Annotated in this window: 14 protein-coding genes, 1 tRNA gene and 1 pseudogene; 11 read left to right on the top strand and 5 right to left on the bottom strand. The window is 27.2% G+C overall.

The genetic code is table 4. The annotated features are described in order from the left end of the window. The first annotated feature begins 377 nt into the window (after window positions 1–377). Window positions 378–1262: an MSC_0882 family membrane protein gene (locus tag EXC34_RS01835; RefSeq protein ID WP_129687669.1), complete on the top strand. Its 885-nt coding sequence runs from the start codon at window positions 378–380 to the stop codon at window positions 1260–1262. Between the two features lie 40 nt (window positions 1263–1302). Here EXC34_RS01835 and EXC34_RS01830 read toward each other — a convergent pair. Then, window positions 1303–1386, bottom strand: a tRNA-Leu gene (locus tag EXC34_RS01830). 237 nt (window positions 1387–1623) lie between these two features. Here EXC34_RS01830 and EXC34_RS01825 point away from each other — a divergent pair. Further along, window positions 1624–4545, top strand: a complete 2922-nt coding sequence (locus tag EXC34_RS01825) for a GA module-containing protein (protein WP_165001213.1) — start codon at window positions 1624–1626, stop codon at window positions 4543–4545. Between the two features lie 367 nt (window positions 4546–4912). Here EXC34_RS01825 and EXC34_RS01820 read toward each other — a convergent pair whose 3' ends face one another. The 4 genes from EXC34_RS01820 to EXC34_RS01810 all read right to left on the bottom strand — a co-directional run bounded on the left by EXC34_RS01820 (window position 4913) and on the right by EXC34_RS01810 (window position 10314). Then, the gene (locus EXC34_RS01820) at window positions 4913–5815 is read right to left on the bottom strand and encodes a DUF4116 domain-containing protein (protein WP_129687667.1); all 903 of its coding nucleotides are present in this window, start codon (window positions 5813–5815) and stop codon (window positions 4913–4915) included. A gap of 592 nt (window positions 5816–6407) precedes the next feature. Continuing rightward, window positions 6408–6860, bottom strand: a complete 453-nt coding sequence (locus tag EXC34_RS03690) for a restriction endonuclease subunit S (RefSeq protein ID WP_197722239.1) — start codon at window positions 6858–6860, stop codon at window positions 6408–6410. Window positions 6861–6904: 44 nt separating this feature from the next. Continuing rightward, window positions 6905–10129, bottom strand: coding sequence for an N-6 DNA methylase (locus EXC34_RS01815; RefSeq protein WP_197722238.1), 3225 nt, complete (start codon window positions 10127–10129; stop codon window positions 6905–6907). Continuing rightward, window positions 10129–10314 (bottom strand): helix-turn-helix domain-containing protein, encoded by a 186-nt coding sequence (locus EXC34_RS01810; protein ID WP_259772305.1) that lies wholly within the window; start codon window positions 10312–10314, stop codon window positions 10129–10131. Before EXC34_RS01810 ends, EXC34_RS01815 begins: the two co-directional genes overlap by 1 nt. Window positions 10315–10823: 509 nt before the next feature. Between EXC34_RS01810 and EXC34_RS01805 the strand changes: the two genes are divergently transcribed. The 9 genes and pseudogenes from EXC34_RS01805 (at window position 10824) to EXC34_RS01755 (ending at window position 21430) form a co-directional block, all read left to right on the top strand. Then, the gene (locus EXC34_RS01805) at window positions 10824–12119 is read left to right on the top strand and encodes an ATP-binding protein (protein WP_129687665.1); all 1296 of its coding nucleotides are present in this window, start codon (window positions 10824–10826) and stop codon (window positions 12117–12119) included. 328 nt (window positions 12120–12447) lie between these two features. Next, window positions 12448–13290, top strand: coding sequence for a KilA-N domain-containing protein (locus EXC34_RS01795; protein ID WP_129687664.1), 843 nt, complete (start codon window positions 12448–12450; stop codon window positions 13288–13290). Between the two features lie 365 nt (window positions 13291–13655). Beyond that, a complete protein-coding gene (locus EXC34_RS01790; RefSeq protein WP_246003948.1) occupies window positions 13656–14513 on the top strand; it encodes a BRO family protein in 858 nt (285 codons plus the stop codon). A gap of 299 nt (window positions 14514–14812) precedes the next feature. After that, a pseudogene (locus EXC34_RS01785) lies at window positions 14813–17461 on the top strand (type I restriction-modification system subunit M). Further along, on the top strand, window positions 17461–18660 hold the full coding sequence (locus EXC34_RS01780; protein WP_129687662.1) for a restriction endonuclease subunit S: 1200 nt from the start codon (window positions 17461–17463) through the stop codon (window positions 18658–18660). Before EXC34_RS01785 ends, EXC34_RS01780 begins: the two are co-directional and overlap by 1 nt. Then, window positions 18653–19777, top strand: coding sequence for a restriction endonuclease subunit S (locus tag EXC34_RS03685; RefSeq protein WP_197722237.1), 1125 nt, complete (start codon window positions 18653–18655; stop codon window positions 19775–19777). Before EXC34_RS01780 ends, EXC34_RS03685 begins: the two co-directional genes overlap by 8 nt. A gap of 14 nt (window positions 19778–19791) precedes the next feature. Next, window positions 19792–20448 (top strand): DUF3990 domain-containing protein, encoded by a 657-nt coding sequence (locus tag EXC34_RS01765; protein WP_129687661.1) that lies wholly within the window; start codon window positions 19792–19794, stop codon window positions 20446–20448. 2 nt (window positions 20449–20450) lie between these two features. Continuing rightward, window positions 20451–20864, top strand: a complete 414-nt coding sequence (locus EXC34_RS01760) for a hypothetical protein (RefSeq protein WP_129687660.1) — start codon at window positions 20451–20453, stop codon at window positions 20862–20864. A gap of 131 nt (window positions 20865–20995) precedes the next feature. Then, a complete protein-coding gene (locus EXC34_RS01755; RefSeq protein WP_129687659.1) occupies window positions 20996–21430 on the top strand; it encodes a restriction endonuclease subunit S in 435 nt (144 codons plus the stop codon).

The raw sequence follows: 21430 nt of genomic DNA, 5'->3' as shown, positions 1-21430 counted from the left end.
CTTATATTATTGTTTGCTAGCATCAATCTTTTGCATCTTTTTTCTATTTTTTATTTGTTTTGTTTTAACTAATTTTCAAAGATTGTTTAAGACTGCAATGATTAATGCAGCGTTATAAAATCGAAAATTAAATTTAGTGCGAACATCAAAATAGATAAAATCGTACATGTAATAATATTAGAGTTAATACAATAAAACAAAATTTTCAATGATTTTTTAGTTTATTTTTATTAATATACCAATAATTGACTAACAATGATAGAGTAATTGACTAACTTTCAAGACATTTAAGTGATTTCTCTGTATATTAATTTGTATAATTCTATAATTAATCGAGTCACAATTAAATTAATGTAAAATAATACAAAGGAGGCTAAATGAGTTATAAACCAATCAACAACACTTCAACAATCGAGATTGTCAAGTCAAATAGTGATAGCGCTATTGAAGACAAGAAAATTGCAAAAGATCCCCAAAATCAAATTTCTCCTCGTGTTTGAAGAGTAATTAGAACTGAAAGAAACATAAAAATTATTAATTTAACAATTAGTTATACATTGATGATGGCTTCATTGCTTATTGTAATTTTGGCTTCATTAAAAATTGGTGTATTTGCTAATGGTTCTGTTGGTTACATTATTTTATGTTCAATTGTTGCATTTTTATTTTTTACCTTTGGTACTATAAATACAATTGAAAACGCTCAATGAAAAAATACAATAAAAAAATATCGTGAAGCGCTTAATAGCGGCGATAATACTTCAAGCAGCACATTTCACCTAGCATATCGAAGAATCGTTTTAAAAGGTGTAAATCTAACCTGAGCGCTAATATTCGTTTTAACTTATGTTGGTTTATTTACAGCTATTGTATATGGACTTTATAAAACTAATGTAATAAAAGTTGAATACGAACCAAATTTTAAAATGATTTTAGAACTTAGAAAATGGTTAGACCAAGCTTTTGTTAACACTGGTTTATTGTGCTTGTTGTTAACCATTGCAATGGTTGCTTTAATTGTTTTCTACATAATAATGTGTTTAATTGACAAAAAACGTTTAGCAGACCTTGATGATTTTCTTGGCGAAAAAAGCGTCGAAATTCATGAGCAAATAAACAAAGCCAAAAAAGACAGAAATAAAGCTTTAATGATTACTTATTTTGTTGTTGTAGCAGTTACAATTTTAATTCCTTTAACCTTAGTCATATTTGCAATTTGAAGATTAATTCGCAAAAAGCGAGCAAAAATTTCAGCAATATAAAATGATGCGCGAGGCATCATTTTTTTGGCGAACTTACATATGGTACCCAAGACAGGACTTGAACCTGCACGGATTTCTCCAGTAGATTTTGAGTCTACGGTGTCTACCATTCCACCACTTGGGCATTTGCAAAACTATTATAAAATATTTTTTAATAATTCAAAACTATTGAATACAAATTAATAAATAAATTATCTTGAATAAATTTAGTGTCATTTTTTTCAATAAAATACTTAAATTTACTGATATTTCTAAATTTTGCGCTCTTAATCAATCTGGTATAATGTTATATTAATCATTTATAATTTAGTTAATAAATTTGGTTTAAAACTAAATTTTAATAATGATTGGTGGGGGTTCTATGGGAAAGAAAACAAGAAACACATTATTGGGTCTAGCAGCTATTTTGACAATATGCGGCACAACTTCCGCCACACTTTCAACAGTAATAAGCTCAAAGAAACATATTTCAGAGCAAAAAATTGTTGAGCAAATCGACAAACTTATAGAACAAATAAATAATGATATTCAAACTCTTGAATCTAACAAAAACTCTGTTGATACATTGAAAAAAGCAATCGATAAAAGCAAAAAATCCCTTGAAAAATACAAACAAAAGTTCAATGAATGGAGTAAAAACGAATATAAACAATACAAGAACATTCAACAACCTCTTGCTAATTTTGACTCGTCAATAAAAGATTTAGAAAATAAAATAAAAGAATCTGAGGAAAAATTAAAACAAAACATTCAAACAGTCCAAAATATTGTTGATAATGCTAAGAAAACTTCAGATGAAGCTATTGAAAAACTTGAAAAAACATCCGAAACAAATCTCCCTGGACTAAAACAAGCAAACCAGGAGTTACAAAATGCTGCTAAAGAACTTGAAAAAGCAAAACAAACAGCTCAAGAAATGAATTCTCAATCACATGTTGATGATTTAGTTTTAAAAGCCAAAGAAGTTCAAAAAGCAGAAGAAAAAGTAAAAAAATTAATAAATACAATTCAAAATCAAACCGATAAGCAAAGATATGATTCTTATCAAGATGAATTAAACAAACATATTAATATTTTGAACAAAAACATTGAAGAATCAAATAATTTAAATGATGATTTGTCAATCCTTGAGCCATTTATTGAAAAATTTGAAAAGGATAACTTTAAAGCCGAAGATGCACATAATTTCATTAATTCAATTAAAGAACCTTTACCACAAGAAATTACCAATACCAATAGAAAATTAAAAGATGTTATTGAAAATTCTGAGCAAAAAATCAATGAATTAAAATCTAATATAAGTAATATTAAATCTAAAATCGATAATGAATTAAATTTACTAAATCAATCGCAAAATGAATCTAAAAGTAAAATTGATTCAACCAATGATATTAATGTTTTAACAGATGAATTCAACAAGTCAAATCAAAGATTAAAAGTTGAAATTCCAAAATTAAATGACAAAATAGATAAATATAAATATCAAGAAGCATCACCTAAAGTTATTGAACTAATTGAAAATGAAAAATCATTAGCTAACGCTATATTACAAAAATTGAAAAACGATGCATTAAATCATTTAAATAGTGCAACTAATTTATCAGACCAACAAAATGAAGCATTCAAAAATCAAATTGAAAATGCAACTACTCCACAACAAATAAGTAAAATTAAAAATGATATTTCATTGGCAAATTTTAAAGAAAAAGCAAAAAATGATATCAATGAACTTCAAAATATTAATAGTGAAAAACAAAACTTTATAAATAAAATTGACTTAGCAAATAATAAAGAAGAAATAAATAATATTGTTCAAGAAGCAAACGAATTAAATGAAAGTAATTCAAATTCTTCAAATACTTCAAATGTTATTTATAATACAAGTTCCACTCAACCAACAGTTAATTTACATTCTAAACAAATTGCAAAAGAAAAAATTGATAAATTAGAATATTTATCAGAAGATGAAAAACAAGATTTTAAAACAAATATAGATAATTCAAATGATGATCAAGAAATTGAAAACCATGTATCTAATGCTCAAACAAATAACCAAAATAAACAAAATATAGTTGAAAACGTCAAAGATCTTGATTTAATTTCAACTAATAGAAAAACAAGTGCTGAAGAATATATTAAAAATAATTCACTTGAGGATTCAAATATTAAACATGAAGAACTTTCAGCAACAAATGATGAAAAATTAAAAATTAGAAAGCAAATAAATAATGCACAAATTGTTGGGGATATTGACCGTGATACTAAACGTGAATTACTAAATAAATTAATCAATAACGATGATCAAGCAACTCTTCAAGAAATTAAAGATATACTGTCAAAACACCAAGCATATAATAATGAATTAATCAAAGCAATTGCAGACTTCAAGAAATTATTGGATAAATTCATTAAAATAAACGAAAAAGTTACCATTAGTGAATTGAAAAACCAAAACCAAACAATCATCAATAATCTTGACAGAAATATAAAAGATTACGAGCAAAAATTAGAAAAGGGAATTAACAGTAAATGATTAGTTAGTGAGTATGCTGCCAAAGTAAACACTGCTAATAAGAATACAAGCTATTACATCAACAATCTTGAAAAAGCTATTGAGTTCATTGATAAAAGATCAAGAAATCAATCAATTAATGATAGATACTTAGAGGAATATCATAAAGCTATTTTAGAGAATTACGAAACTGAAATTAAATGTATTTCAACTAGAAACTTTGAAGATTTTAGAATTTTTGCACAAAGTCTATCAAAATTAGAAAATATCAATTCATCGCCAATCAAAACAATTGCCAAAGAATTATTCAAAAATGAAATAATTCTTTTAGTCGGTAATGGAATTTGGTCAATTTCAAGTGAAACTGTACCATATAATAGTAGATCTGGATATAAAACAAAAGTTGCCAAAATTTATTTTGAGCAGAATTCTTCTGCAAGTAATCCAAAAATCATGATTGACGAATCATACTATCGCGAAATATACAAAAACTTCGAAATTAAATGATATGGCAATCCAGATTGACACAAAAGTACCGCAATTAAAAAAGATAATGGTTATGATTACTTAAGTGATGGTTTAATTTTCGACTCTAACGATGAATTTGGCACAAAATTCAAAATCTGGATCAAAGGCAATGATGCACTTTATATAGAAAATATTCCAAGTAAAGAAGAATATATGTCAAAACATTCAGCAAGCGAAATTCAAAAAGATTCTGACGTAAGTCACCATATAAAACCAGAACACCTTGAATTTATAGATTATTAGTTCTTAATAAATCAAAATTATCTTATTTATAATATTAAATACAACAATTTAAAGCGCCAATTAGGTGCTTTTTTGTTGAATATTTCCTAAATTATCAAAAGTTTATAGTTTCCCAGTTTTAAATAATAGAAATAACGAATAAGACTTATTTATAGTACATTTAGTTATTTTTGCATTACTATTTAATTACATTTTTTCTATAATTTGTATTTAAAAAACATTTATTAAAAAATTATTTTTAGCTTATTTAGTAATTAATTATTGCCAGTTAACTTGAAATAAAAAGGTGGAAATCCACCTAAATTTTTCGAACTATTTTTTTAAATAGTTTATTTTTTCCAAATGTATATATTATTATTTGTAGCTTTTAAAACAATATATCCGTCATTTTTAGTTCTTCAGGAATTAATTCGGAAAGCTCTTCATTTCATTTAAGTGCTTGTAAAAGTACAGTTTTATCTCTTTTTAACTTGTTGGAAGCATATGCGAAAGCTTCGCCAAACGAATTGTCAATTGCTTTTAAAACAACTTCTTTATCATTTTTTAATTCTTTTGAAGCAAACTCTAAAACTAAGCCCCCTATATTAACGCCTTTTAACACTAACTCTTTATCATTTTTAAAATGTTCTGGCAAATATTTAAGTATATATATGTTATAGTCAATTGCATCCAACAAAAACTTGCGGTCGTTTTTTAGCTCATCGCATGCATATTGAATTGTGCTTGCATCTTCATTAACAGCATGCAATATGATATCTTCATCATCTTTTGCTAAATGATATCAATCTGAATTTATAAATCTAGTTTCACTATCAATAGCACAAATAATAACTTGTTTATCATTTTTTAATTCTTTTGAAGCATATTTTAGACATTGAGATTCAATTAAAAGTGCAGCCAAAATAAATTCTTTATCATTTTTTAACTCATCTGAAACATATTCTAAAACTTCTGGTCTTCTATCAATAATTTGCAATAAAAATTCTTTATCATTTCTTAACTCTTTTGGAGCATTTTGCATATATTTAGGATTGTTTTTGATGGATCAAACTCAAAAATTAGCATTTTTTCAATCTTTTACAGTTAGAACACCCTTTTTAATCGCAGTTTCTAAATCTTCAACATCAAATTTACCTTTTAAATTATTTATTTTTTTAGTATGTAAAATAAAATTATTTAAAAATTCTTTTTTAGAATCCTTGTTTGTTTTAAAACCAAAAATTGGGTTTTGGTGCACTCCATAAAGTTCGCCTTTTAACTCATAATACAAATATTCATTTTGTAGCAAGAATTGTTTTAGTAATTCTAGTGCTTGTGGTTTTAAAACAAAAGAATCTGCTGTTTTATTTCAATATCATTGTAAAAATCTTCAACAGATGAATATGATATTTTTATTTCTTTATATTTCTTATTCATTTAAACATCCTTTACAAGACAAAATATACTAATTTAATATTGCACAAAATCAATGAATTATCTTATGCAATATTTGATATTTAATTAAATTATATATTTTTATATTACACAAATTTACATTATAAATGGGGGAATAAAGGCAAAAAAGTTAACACTGTGTTGGCTTTTCACCTGATTTATTTTAAGGTTTGTATTTTTAAAAAGTTTTTATTTTAATATTTTTAATTGATTTTTTTCTAGCTGTATTTTATCTTGCTTTTGTTTTATCTGTTATTCAATACTTAATTTATTTTTTTGTTTTCTTTTTTTCTATTGTCTACTTTCAATCTCTCATTTTGGCTTTTGTAATTCTCTTTTAGTTTCCATAATTTTTCTCCTTTTTTGAAGTTTAAACATAGAAAAAGCGACTAAGATTTTTATTTCTTAATCGCCTATAAATAAATTTTTTAATTGATATACGTTTTAACTATTTTATTTATTTCCTCATTTAAATTTATCTGTTGTTCTTTTAAAATTTCAATTTCTCTTTCTATATTTTTAACCTTATTAACTATTTTTTCTTGATGTTCAATAGGTGGTAGGAGGATTTGGATATCTTTTAAATATTTAAAATGTCTTTCATATTTATCAGCACTAGGAACTTTTGTATTTAATAAAAAATAATATGCATATTTAGTAATAACTTTATCATTAAAATTCAAAATTTTCGTTCCATCTGCCCCTCTCACAAAATCAAAATCTACATATTTAAAAACACAACTATGATCACCAAATATAACTATAGGTTTTTCTATTTTTATCGGTTTAACATCTGTATAACCTTGTATTAACTTGTCGGAGTCTTGTGAAATAACTGGGTATTTACCGTTCTCTTTTATTTCATCTTTAGCGATTTTCATATTAGAATTATCTAATGGTATTAATAAAGATGAAACTTTAACACTTACCCCCCCCCTTCAGATTTTATCACTTCAAGATCTTTAAATATTTTTTGAATTTGTGCTTGATATTCTTCTATTTTCATACGAGTTGTTTCATATTGTTGTTCAAGTTCTTCACACTCTTTTATTATTTTTTCTTGAATTTCAATAGGTGGTACTGGAATTTTTACATCATTATTTAAAATATTACTATTTAAACTCTTTCCAAAGGCTTTATTACCTACATAATTAGTCATATTAATATAGCTACTACTAAATAAATAAAATAAATATGAATCTAATATTTCATCATTTTTAGGTATTAGACCCGCTATTGCTTCATTAGTGTATAAATCAACTCCAGCTACGGCAGTCTTTCCTATTGATAATTTAAAACTTAATAAAGTCGTTCCTTTAGGAATAAGTTTTACGTTAGAACTGTTAACTGCCTCATCTGTTATTTTTTCTTTTGTATTTTTTATTTGTTGTCCGTTCATTTCAGAGATAGAAACCCATAAATTATTTCCATTAAAGTATTTAGGATTACTTCTTGATGGAGTACCTCCAATTAATATATCGCAAACTTTACCTAATGCTTTTATTTCATATTTACTTTCAATATTTATTACAGTTTTTTCAACCAAACTAATTACTCTATCAAACTTTTCCCTTGAAAAATCAAGCATACTTTTTGTTTCTATGATATTAGCATAAGTTTTTAATTCCTCATTTATTTCTACCGCTTTATCACTAAAAGATTTCTTAATTAGTGGTGCTATGTGTTTTTCGCTGTTTTTATCATTAGGATTATATAATAGTCCACCCTCATTTTTTATTTGAATACCCTCGTTTCCTTTCCGATTAGACCATTCATAACCTAAAAATTGAGTTTGTTCTTTATTTTCACTTGGTGCTTTTATAACTAGCGTTTTTTGTTCTCTAACTAAAGCAAAGTAAAAAAGCTTTTCTCTTTCTATCTCTTTTACTTTCGAATAGAAAGCTGTGTTTTTCTTTTTATTTTTCTCATCTTCACTTAAATTATTAAATATTTTTTTAGAAATCATATTTTTAAAATCCGTAGACTTAATAAACTCATCAACGTACATTTTAAAATATTCATCACTTAAGAAATTTTCATAATTTATCTCATTTAAAAACTCAATATATCTATCACTATCGACACCTATATGGTCTAAATAATCGCTTAATATTTCGTTGTCTTGCCAATCATTTGAAATTTCATTATTAAAAATAGAATTTACATTATCTTCAATAAGTTTAAAATATTTTGGCGGTTCATTGTATTTTTGGATAAATAAAACAACGGTATTTGTCCCTGTAGCTCCAAATGTTTTACTTCCAAATTGAGTGATAGCTCTTAGTTTGAAATTTTTAAGTATGCTTTCTCTTGCTCCTATATAACTATTTTGTGAATTACTTAATATACTTGATGGTAATATGACAGCTGCTATTGCATTTGCCTTTAAAAGTTGTGCTATTCTTTCAACAAACAAAACTTCTATTTCACTACCGTCATTAGAGATACATTCTGTCAATTCAAACGAATTTTCTTTTAATTTCAAGTGAGATTTAAATGCTTTTACTGAATATGGCGGATTAGCTACAAGAATATCAAAATTATTATTTGTTATACCTTTATCTTTATGACTATCCAGTCCATCTCCAAAAATAATATTTCCACCACCAGCACCATTCATAAATAAGGAAATTTTTGACACACGAGCTAGTCTGTAATCTTTTTCTACTCCATAGATTTTTTCACCTGCCCAGTCATTATTATCGCTTTTAATTGCACTATTTATCGTTTCAATTCCCTCAGTAAGAAAATGACCACTTCCACAAGCATAATCAATTATTTTAGGGTATTTATCGGCTTTTAAATTCTTAGCAATATTATCGATTGGTAGAGATTCCCAAATAAACCTTGTAATAGGTATTGGTGTAAAAAATTGTCCTTCGTTTTGTTTGAACCCTTGATTTAAAAGTTGCTCAAATAAATCTCCAAGAAATTGATGTTTTGAAGAATAAACAATCTTATAGTTTTCGAAAAGTTTTACAACTTCAACAAGTATTTTACCGTTTTGCAAGAAAAGTTCTTCATTATGAACATCTTTAAATGCAAAATCACTATTTGAGTAAAATTTCAATTTTCTAAAGGTTTCTTTTAAGTCGTTGATTGCATTTTTTCTATTTTGACCCTTGTAACTACTAAATAAAGCAAGAGGATATTCAGAAGAAACATAAAAAATTTCTTCTTTCATAAATTTATCCATTCCCTCTTTATACAATCTTTGCAATCTGTCTAATAAAGTTTCATAAGTATCCGTTCCAAATTTATATTGAAAATCTACAATATCGTCATCTTGTTTTGTTATCTCATCAACTAACTTACATATAAATAAAGCAACTAATTTATTAAATGCATTCTCTTTGTCAGAAACATTGTTATGTCTTAAAATTTCTTCAAATTTATTTACGATTTTATCTTTTGGATTAAACTCTTTTAAATCTTTCTTTCTTAAGGGCTTTTGACCAATGTTATAAGCAATAGTATCATCAGCAAAAATTAAATCTCCATATATTATTTGCTCATACGTTTCTTTCCATACCTCAAAAGCTTTTTCCTTTGAATGTGCGTCATTGTATAACTTTATGGATTTGTCTTTTGCAAATTCTTCCAAAACTTCCTCTGTATCAAATACAGAAATAGTCTTATTTTGATGTTTAATCTTATTATCCACAAATCCTGTTGCATATAGCATTAACCATTTAGTAGATTGTTCTTGTTGATAATAACTAAATAATTGACCGCCGTCGGCTTTTAAATTCTTAAGTTCATTTTCAAATTCAGCTCCATAGGTTTTGCATTCAATAATAGCTAACATATCGCTGCCTGTTTCGTTCATTAAACATATGTCGGCGCGGCCACTTTTTTGAGAGTGTCCAAGCGTCCATCTCTTTTCAATTTCAATGTGAGATGGTTTATATCCTTTTAATAAAAGTCTATGAATACATTCTAAAACTACAAAATTTTCATTATTCAATAAATTGCAAGTTTGTCTTTCGTTCACAACAAGACCTTTATCTTCGGGATAAATAATTTTATTATTTCTAAAATCAACCTCAATATTACAATCAAATTCATCAAAATGATATGTATACTTATCTTCACTTTTTGTATATCCCAAAGACAACAACACTTCTTTTATATTCTCTAAAGTTATCATTATATATTGTCCTCATTTTTTATTGTTTCAACCACTTCATCAATTTTACAATCTAGTGCGGCACATATTTTTACTATCGTTTCTAAACTTACACTTTCATCCCTTCCCATTCTAGCTACAATATTACTGCTAATACCAGAAGCTTTTTTTAAATCTTCTTTATTCATTTTTCGTTCAACTAACATATGCCATAATGGTTTATAAGAAATTTTCATCTTCTAACTCCAAATTAATATATTTTGTATATTGTATCACATTATTGCAAGTTTTTCACCCTTTATCGGTATTTTATGCAAATAAAAATGTTAAATTTACTTCTTTAATTGCTTGATTGCAAGTTCAAGTGCAACACAAATTAAGGTAAAAATTTAATTGTGTTGTCTGAACTTTTTTGTTTCAATTATTTTTTAAAATAAAAAAAGAAAAAGCTTCAAATTACAAAAGAACTTCACATGAACAATAGCATTAAAAATATAACTATATAACAAAAATGATGGAGAAGCATTTATGAATAGAGTAATGTTTTAAGTATTTTCATAAATTTAAATTAAATATTTTTGAAAACTTTGAAATAAAAAGGTGGAAATCCACCTAAATTTTTCGAACTATTACTAAACATAAGTTTATTTATGTTAAAATTATTTTGAAACAAAAAGGTGGAAATCCACCTAAATTTTTCGAGTGAGGTAGCAAAATGATAATTAAACGTGATTTTTATCTAAACCAAATAATTGATAAAAAAGAAAATGGCAGAATCAAGATTATTACCGGAATTAGAAGATGTGGAAAATCATATTTATTATTCAATTTATATCGCGATTACCTACTTAGCAGCGGAATTAAAGAAAATCAAATTATAACAATTGCGCTTGACGAAATTGATAATATTGAATATCGAAATCCATTTAGATTGAATGAATATATTAAGCAAAAAACAAAAAATATAAACAAAATGTACTACATTTTCATTGACGAAATTCAATTATCTGAAAATGTATCAAATCCCTATGTTGAGAGTAATGAAAAAAATATAACTTTTGTTGATGTGCTTTTAAGTCTTATGATACACAGTAACTTAGACATTTATATTACTGGTAGCAACTCTAAAATGCTTTCATCTGATTTATTAACTCAATTTAGAGACCGCGGAGACCAAGTGCATGTAAATCCTTTATCTTTTGCTGAGGTTTATGAATTATTTGATGACAAATCAGAGGCTTTTGAACATTATTTTGTATATGGAGGTATGCCGCATATTTATAAATTGCAAAATGATGAGCAAAAAAATCATTATTTAAAGCAGTTATTCAAGCAAACTTATATTAAAGACATTCTCGAGCGCAACCAAATATATAATGGGCAACAAATACTTGAAATCCTACTTGACTTTACATCTTCAAATATTGGTTCTTTGACCAATCCTTCTAAGCTTTCAAAACGTTTTTTGTCAGAAAAACAAATAAACATATCATCAAATACAATTTTTAAGTATCTTAAATTTTTTGAAGAATCTTATATTATTCATAGTGCTTATCGCTACGATGTCAAGGGTTCTAAATATTTTTCAACCCCACTTAAATATTATTTTTCAGATATTGGTTTAAGAAATGCAAGACTAAATTTTCGCCAAATAGAAAACACACATATAATGGAAAATATAATCTACAATGATTTACTTCGAAGAGGATACAATATTGACGTTGGCGTTGTCGAACATGAATTTAAAAATGGCTCAACAAGAAAAAAGATTCAGCTTGAAATTGATTTTGTTATAAATAAAGGCCACAAAAGATACTATATTCAATCGGCACTAAATATTGATAATTTAGAGAAAAAAGAACAAGAAATAACCTCGCTTAAAAAAATTAACGATTCATTTAAAAAAATAGTTATAGTAAGAAACAAAATAATTCCAAAACACGATGAAAATGGGATTTTATACATTGGTTTAGAAGATTTTTTACTTAATGAATCAATAATAGACTTATAATTTTTGGATAATCAAATCAAAATACTTGAAGGTAATAAAATAAGAAATATTGGGATAATGAAAAAGAAGAATGGTATTTTTCAGTAGTAGATATTATTGGCATTCTTACTGAAAGTGATAATGCTAGAAAGTATTGGAGCGTTTTAAAAACAAGGTTAAAAAAAGAAGGAAACCAAACCGTTACAAATTGTAACGCTTTGAAAATGTAAACTAGGACAAAAAAGTTAACACTTTGGTGTTGGTTTTTGCCCTGGTTTGCTGTTTAGAGTTGTTTAAAATTTAGATAACTCTAAACAGTACATAGAAGAAAAAAGAAAGGGGATATATTTTGGCAAAAACAAAAAAAGAAAAACTAGATGCAAAGGGTTTTGAAATACAAATTTATACAGAAGATTTTAAAAATGATTATATAAGTCTAACAGATATTGCAAGGTATAAAAACGAAGATGATCCACGATTTGTTATTCAGAATTGGATGAGAAATAGAAATACACTAGAATTTATAGGTTTGTGGGAGATATTAAATAATAAAAATTTTAACCGTGTGCAATTCGACACGTTTAAAATGGACACGGGTCTTAATAGATTTACAATGACACCACAAAAATGGATTGAAAATACAAATGCAATAGGTATTGTTTCAAAGGCTGGAAGATATGGTGGAACATATGCTCATTTTTATATAGCCATGGAATTTGCTTCATGGATATCTCCTGAATTTAAGCTATATTTAATCCAAGACTATAAAAGACTTAAGTCGGATGAAAATTCTAAGTTATCCATTAATTGGAATTTACATCGTGAAATCTCTAAAATTAACTACAAAATTCATACAGATGCTATCAAGGAATATCTGCTATCTGATTTAACAAGTGAACAATTATCATATAAATATGCAAGTGAAGCAGATATGTTAAATGTTGCCTTATTTAATAAAACAGCTAGAGAGTGGCGAGATGAAAATCCAGAACTTAAAGGAAATATAAGAGATTATGCAAGCTTAAATGAATTATTAGTTCTTGTGAATATGGAAAGTTTTAATGCAATCCTTATTGGCAAAGGTATGGCTCAAAAAGAAAGAATGATAGAACTTAGAAAACTCGCAAGAACACAAATGACATCACTTGAAAAACTTAATGATAGTGACATTAAAAAATTAGAAAGCAAGTAATAATTAATTGTTAGTTTGTGATTGAATAAATAAGAACCTATAAAATTAAGTTTGTTATGCAAGCAAAATTGCTTGCATTTTTTAATATAAAAAAGATGAAAAATAACCACCAAAGGATAAATCAGCACTCGCAAGTTTCAGAGTCAGCCCCAAAATATAAGAATTTATAAGCCTCTATATTTGATTGTAAGTTATGTTTAAAATGCTTAATGCTTAGTGGCATTTTGATTTTTAATTATTAATTTTGTAAATTAACCAAAATTTAAAATTAAATTATTTTAGTAAATATATACTTTAATTTTCTAATTATGCAAGCACAAAATCTATAACATAAATATAATATAAATATTAGGTATAAAGGAGAGATGTTTTTGGATAATCAAATCAAAATATTTGAAGGTAATAAAATAAGAAGTATTTGGGATAATGAAAAAGAAGAATGGTATTTTTCAGTAGTAGATATTATTGGCATTCTTACTGAAAGTGATAATGCTAGAAAGTATTGGAGCGTTTTAAAAACAAGGTTAAAAAAAGAAGGAAATGAATTGCCTACAATTTGTAGCCAGTTGAAAATGGAAGCAACAGATGGCAAGCTTAGAAATACTGATGTAGCGGATATGCAAGGAATATTTCGTATTATACAATCTGTACCATCACCAAAGGCAGAGCCATTTAAAATGTGGCTTGCTGAAGTTGGGAGAGAAAGAATTAACGAAATAATTGATCCCGAGCTTACCATTGATAGAGCCTTAGAAACCTATCTTAAAAAAGGTTACAGCAGAGAATGGATTAATCAAAGGCTACAAGCCATACAAGTTAGAAAACAACTTGCTGATACTTGGCAAGACCACGGTGTGGAAAAAGGTAAAGAGTATGCCATACTCACAAATGAAATCACAAAAGCTTGGTCTGGTATGACAACAAGAGAGTACAAAGACTTTAAAGGCTTAAAGAAAGAAAATTTACGAGATAATATGACAACAACCGAGATTATCTTAAATATGCTTGCAGAAGCAGCTACAAAAGATATAGCGAATGCAGCAAATCCACAAGGCTTAGAAGAAAATAAAAAAGTTGCAAAACGTGGTGGAAGTATAGCAGGTAATGCCAGAAAAGAGATTGAACAGGAAACTGGAAAGGCTGTCATAACTTCAAAAAATGCCATTGATTTTGGCAAACTCATAGAAGATGTAAGTTCTAAAGATTTTAAAGATAAAGACTAGAAAGATAAAGATAAGAAAAAAGATTAGAAGATAAAGAATAAATAAAGGTTAAAAAAGAGAAATAAAAATATTTCTCTCTTGATTGTAAGTTCAAGTGCAACACAAATTAATGTAAAAAAAATTTAATTGTGTGGTCTTGAACTTTTTTGTTTCAATAATTTTTTACAATAAAAAAGAAAAAAGCTCCAAATTGGACAGGAACTTCATATAAATCATAACCATATTTTCTAATTATACAGGCGTAAAATTAATAACTTAATTATAATATAAATATTAAGTATAAGTATTAAGGAGAGAATATGGGTAATAAGATTATTTCAAAAAATGAACTTGGTGCAATTATTTGAGATTCAGCTAGTAAATTAAGAGGCAATTTAGATGCTAATGAATATAAAAACTATATTTTAGGTTTGATTTTTTATCGTTTTTTATCAAAAAAACAAGAAGATGAGCTACTTAAACAAGGTGTTGACCGCTCAGATTTAAAATATTTTTCAGCCAAAATCAATTGAGAAGAAATTGATTTTGACCAAACCGAAACTTTAAATGACCATGACCATATGCAAACAATTAAAGAGCGAATTAACACTGACTGTGGTTATTTCATTTACTATGAAAATTTATACCAAACATGAACTAGTCAAGAATCAAAAGACAAAAATAAATTTAGTGTTAGTGTTCTTTCAGAAGCAATTAACGAATTTATCCGTTCAATAACTAATGAGTGTCGTGAGCTTTTTGAAGGTATATTTTTTGTTTTTGAAAATGAATTAAGTAAATTAGGAATTAACTCGGATGAACAAACAGAAAAGTTACTAAAATTAATGGAAAATATTCAAAAAATCCCAACTGAAAATCAAAATTATGATGTTTTAGGCTATGTTTATGAATATTTAATTGGTAAATTTGCATCTAGTGCGGGTAAAAAAGGCGGCGAATTTTACACCCCACATGAAGTATCAACACTTATGGCAGAAATTGTTTCTTATCACTTAAAAGACCGCGAAACAATTAAAGTTTATGACCCAACTTCTGGTTCTGGTTCATTACTTTTAACAATTGGTGAAACATTTAAAAAATACTCAAAAAGTTCAAGCCCAGTTGTTTATTATGCATAAGAACTTAATAAACAAACATTTAACTTAACACGTATGAATTTGGTAATGAAAGGGATTAATACTGCTAATATTCACGTTAGAAATGCAGACACACTTGAACAAGACTGACCATTTTTTGATAACAATGGTTATTACATTTACCAAAGTGTTGATGCTGTAGTTTCTAATCCCCCATATTCGCAAAAATGAAATAATGTAAATAAAGAAAGTGACGAACGTTACAAAAGTTATGGTGTAGCCCCTTCTTCGAAAGCTGATTATGCATTTCTTTTACATGATTTATACCACTTAGACCCCGAGGGGATTTTAACAATTGTGCTGCCACATGGAGTTTTATTTAGGGGCGGCAGTGAAAAAGAAATAAGAACCCAGCTAATTAAAAAAGGTCAAATTGACACAATTATTGGCTTGCCAGCTAATATCTTTTATGGCACAGGTATTTCAACCATCATTATGGTGATTAAAAAGCAAAAACCAACAAGCGATATTCAATTTATTGATGCCTCACAACTTTATGTCAAAGACGGTAAAGATAATAAACTGGAAGCAAAACACATTCGCAAAATTGTTGACACCGTTAATAATCGTAGAGAAATTAAAAACTTCTCAAGAATTGTTTCTTTAAAAGAAATCGAGCAAAATGACTACAACTTAAATATATCTCGCTATATTGACAACTTTTCAAAAGAAGAAACACATGATTTATATTCTTCAATGTATGGCGGAGTAAGCGAAAATGAACTTGCTAAGTATTCAGAATTTTTAAATAATTTTCCAACAGTTAAAGAGTCGCTTTTCAGCGATGCAAAACCAGGCTATTATTCAATTTTAAGCAACGAAAATGGTGAAATTAGAAATTCTATTGTTGAAAATGAACAAATAAAAGAATATTTAGAGAAATTTAAACAGATTGCTAAAGATTTTTATAATTATTTACTAAATACATGTGGCAATTTAGATAATTTAAAAAATATTAAACATAATCTAGAAGATAAATTGATTGACTATATTTTCAATAATATTGAAGAATTAGCTTTCATTGAAAAATATGATATTTACCAAATATTAATGAACAATATCGAAAAAATCAAAGACGATTTAGAATTAATATCATATTATGAAAATAATGAATTAAGCATTGATGAATTTTTAAAAGATTCTGAAATTTTAGATGTCAAAAGAAAAAAAGATAATTCAATTGTTGAATGAAATTCACAATTATTTAGCAATGAATTTATTTGTCAAAAATATTTTGCAAGCGAAAATAATCAAATAAAAGATTTAAAAGACGAATTAACTGATATTGAATCAAGAATTAGCGAAATTGAAGATTCAATTGATGAATCAGAGAAAAATGAACCAATATTTATTGAAGGCAGAATAGATACCAAAGAATTACAAAAATATGCTAAAAGTATCAAAGAAACTCCTGAAGCCGATTCATTTGAATCTTCAATTTTAGAAATCAATGATTTAATTAACCAAAAAACCAAAACTAGAAAAACACTAAACACTTTAGAACAAACGCTAGTTATTGAATCATATGAAAAATATACCTCGCTTAATAAAGATGAAGTTTTTGCACTATTAATAGACAAATGGTCAGAGCCAATAATGCAACAAATAAGTAAGCAAGGAACAGAAATTATTGATGATTACATTGCTAAATTTGAAAACCTTGAAAATAAATACAAATACACTTTAAGTGATATTAATACTCAAATTCACGATAATGAACAAAAACTTGTTGAATTATTAAAAGACTTAAATGGTGATGAAAGCGATATGCAAGCTATTAATGAACTTATCAATATTTTAGGTGGTAAATAATGTCTAATTCACTAAAACCAGCAATTAGATTCAAAGAATTTACTAACGCTTGAGAACAGAGAAGGTTTAATGAATTACTAATTAAAATAGTTGATAAAGGTTATCCACACATGCCAACTTTAACAGCTTCTGTAACTGGAGATGTATTTCGCAGAATCGATACAGGGTATAGTGTAAGCGTATCAAATGCAGGTTTAATGAACTATGTTCGAGTCTTAAAAAATGATTTCATACTTCACCTTTCATCATTTAGAAGCGGGTTAGCATTCTCTGATTTTGATGGTATTACTTCACCAGCATACTTAGTTTTAAGGCTAATTGGTCAAAATGTTCATAACCCAAAATACTGAAAACACTTTTTTAGAACTGAAACATTTATAAAATCATTAGTTCCATTCACATATGGATTAAGAGTTGGTAAAACAATTAATCTTGATGAGTTAAATTATTCAGTACTTAATGCTCCATCATTTAATGAGCAAACAAAAATTGCGACATTATTAGAATCAATTTTTACATTAATCACCCTTCATCAGCGTAAGTTAGAAAAGCTAAAAAACATTAAAAATATGCTTTTAGAAAAGATGTTCGCAGACGAAAAAACACTAAAACCAGCTATTAGATTCAAGGAATTTACTAACGCTTGAGAACAGAGGAAATTCGAAAATGTATTTTTCAATATTCAAGAAAAAAACAATGGCACATTTGATATTAAAAAATATATTTCGGTAGCAACCAATACTTTTAAGACAGATTTGAAAATTGATAATATCAAAACTATTGCAGGTTATAGCATATTTAGAGTTGGCGACATTGCATATGAAGGCCACACTAATAAAGAGTTTCCATTCGGCAGATTTGTACAAAATACTTTAAAAAATGGCATTATTTCTAATATTTTTACAGTTTTTAGACCTAAGATTGAATTTTCGTTGAATTTTTCAAAATATTGAGCAAATAGTAATAATGTAATGCTTGCGGCATTAAAAAGAAGTTCAAAATCAGGAATAATGATGAATTCTTTGGATATAGAAATAATTAATAAAGAGATTATTAAGCTGCCAGAACTCAAAGAACAAAAAAGAGTAGGTAGTTTATTATCAAATATCGACTCCCTAATCACCCTTCATCAGCGTAAGTTAGAAAAGCTAAAAAACATTAAAAATATGCTTTTAGAAAAGATGTTTGTAAATGCATAAGCCACATAAACCAGCAATTAGATTCAAGGAATTTACCAACGATTGACAACGGAGAAGGTTGGATGAAGTTGTTCAAATTACAATGGGTCATTCTCCTGATGGCAAGACCTATTCCAACAAACCATCAAAATATATTTTAGTACAAGGTAATGCTGATTTGTGTGATGGGTGAGTTTTTCCAAGGATTTGAACAACACAAGAAACAAAAAAAGCATTTGAAGGTGAACTAATAATGAGTGTGCGAGCCCCAGCTGGTGCTATCGGAAAAACATCATATGAAGTAGTTATAGGGCGAGGAGTCGCAGCTATTAAAGGAAATGAATTTATTTATCAACTACTTTCAAATAAGTATAACAATGGATATTGAAATAATATGTCAAGCGGTTCAACATTTTCATCATTAAATTCTGGTGATATAAAATCTGCTAGTTTCCATTTCCCTATTGAAATTGAGCAAAATAAAATAGGTTATATGTTTTCGGAAATAGACACCTTAATCACCCTTCAAAAGCGTAAGTTAGAAAAGCTAAAAAACATTAAAAATATGCTTTTAGAAAAGATGTTTGCTGATGAAAAAACACTAAAACCAGCCATTAGATTTAAAGAATTTACTAACGCTTGAGAACAGAGAAGGCTAGGAGATGAAGTTTTAAATTGTAAAAGTGATATTGAAATTGATGAAATATATCCTGACGGAAAATTCGATTTATATGGTGTTAATGGATTTATTGGAAAGACTAACAAAATTATTATTAAAGATAAATGATTAATTGGAATTGTAAAAGACGGTTCGGTTGGAAAGGTATTTTTATTACCACCTAATTCCTCTTTTTCTTCAACGATTGAAGGCTTATTTGGCAAAAATGATAAATTGACAAAATTTATCTTTTGAATAATAAAACGAATGGATTTGTCAAAATATTTTATCGGTTCAACAATAAAACATCTCTATTTCAAACAATATAAACAAAGCACAATTTTAATTCCTTCGATACACGAGCAAAATAAAATTGTTTCATCATTTTCGTTAATAGACTCCCTAATCACCCTTCATCAGCGTAAGTTAGAAAAGCTAAAAAACATTAAAAATATGCTTTTAGAAAAGATGTTTATTTAGAAAGGAATGCAAAGATGGATAAATTAATCTTATTTCATGGCACTCCCGAGAAAATTGTAGTACCTACATATGGCAAAGGTGAAGAAAGACATGATTATGGAAAAGGATTTTACTTAACTGAAAGTAAAGAATTAGCAAAAGAATGAGCAGTTTGTCGACCAAATGAGCAAAATGGATGAATTCACAAATATCAACTTGATATTAGCGGACTTAAAATTTTAGATTTTCAAGAAAAGGGCATTTTAGCTTGGCTAGCTGAACTAATGAAACATAGGGAAGCCAGTGATTCGAAGCGTTATCGTATGCTTGCAAAGAAGTTTATAGATAAATATGGTGTAGATACCAAAGAATATGATGTTATTAAAGGTTGGAGAGCAAATGCATCATATTTCTATATTGCAAAGGAATTTGTAAAAGACAATATTGATATCGATATTCTTGAAGAATTGCTTTCATTGGGTGGTTTAGGTGTTCAGTATTGCATTAAATCTGAACTTGCTTATTCTAAACTACAAGAGTTAGAAGATGGATTAAGCACTGTTCTTTATTCTGAGTTTAATGAAAAATATAATCAACGTGATATTACAGCAAGAAATAAAATGAAAAATATTATTGACTCAGATGCTAATCGCGTGACTAATGTTTTTAGCACACTTTTTAAGGAGTTATAAATATGAGAGCTTATTCAATTTCTTATTTAGATGATGTGGTAGAAAATCAAGGAAAACTCTTTGATTTTGTTGCTCATAATTTCTTTGATAAAGACACCGAAGACTTTATTAACACCTATATGCAAAGCAAAACAAGAAAAAGTATTGACGAAGCAAAAGCCTATGTCAATACTATGAGTGCTAAAGAGTTATGGGACTATTTTACAAAAACAGAAAACTATGTTTTAAAGCCTGGTAAAGCTATGGACGGTTTTATGCCTGATTGAATCGGCGAATTCTATGCTTATTATCAGTGATACTACAATATTCCAAGTTCAGAAGTACTAAAAAAAGTACCGCTTGATTTTTTGAAAAAAGCGTACTATGGTCTGCACGATTTAGAGCTTGAATTAGCAGTTAAAAAAGTTGGTGAATAGTTTCTATAATCAATTTCGCTTGAGAACAGAGGAAATTCGAAAATGTATTTTTCAATATTCAAGAAAAAAACAATGGCACATTTGATATTAAAAAATATATTTCGGTAGCAACCAATACTTTTAAGACAGATTTGAAAATTGATAATATCAAAACTATTGCAGGTTATAGCATATTTAGAGTTAGCGACATTGCATATGAAGGCCACACTAATAAAGAGTTTCCATTCGGCAGATTTGTACAAAATACTTTAAAAAATGGCATTATTTCTAATATTTTTACAGTTTTTAGACCTAAGATTGAATTTTCGTTGAATTTTTCAAAATATTGAGCAAATAGTAATAATGTAATGCTTGCGGCATTAAAAAGAAGTTCAAAATCAGGAATAATGATGAATTCTTTGGATATAGAAATAATTAATAAAGAGATTATTAAGCTGCCAGAACTCAAAGAACAAAAAAGAGTAGGTAGTTTATTATCAAATATCGACTCCCTAATCACCCTTCATCAGCGTAAGTTAAAAAATCTTAAAACATTAAACAACAACTTGATAAAAATATTTATCTAA

The sequence above is a fragment of the Mycoplasmopsis bovigenitalium genome, from assembly GCF_900660525.1.
Taxonomy (GTDB): domain Bacteria; phylum Bacillota_I; class Bacilli_A; order Mycoplasmatales; family Metamycoplasmataceae; genus Mycoplasmopsis; species Mycoplasmopsis bovigenitalium.
Note: the sequence above shows the minus strand (reverse complement) of the source record. Positions and strands in the feature narration are given on the sequence as shown.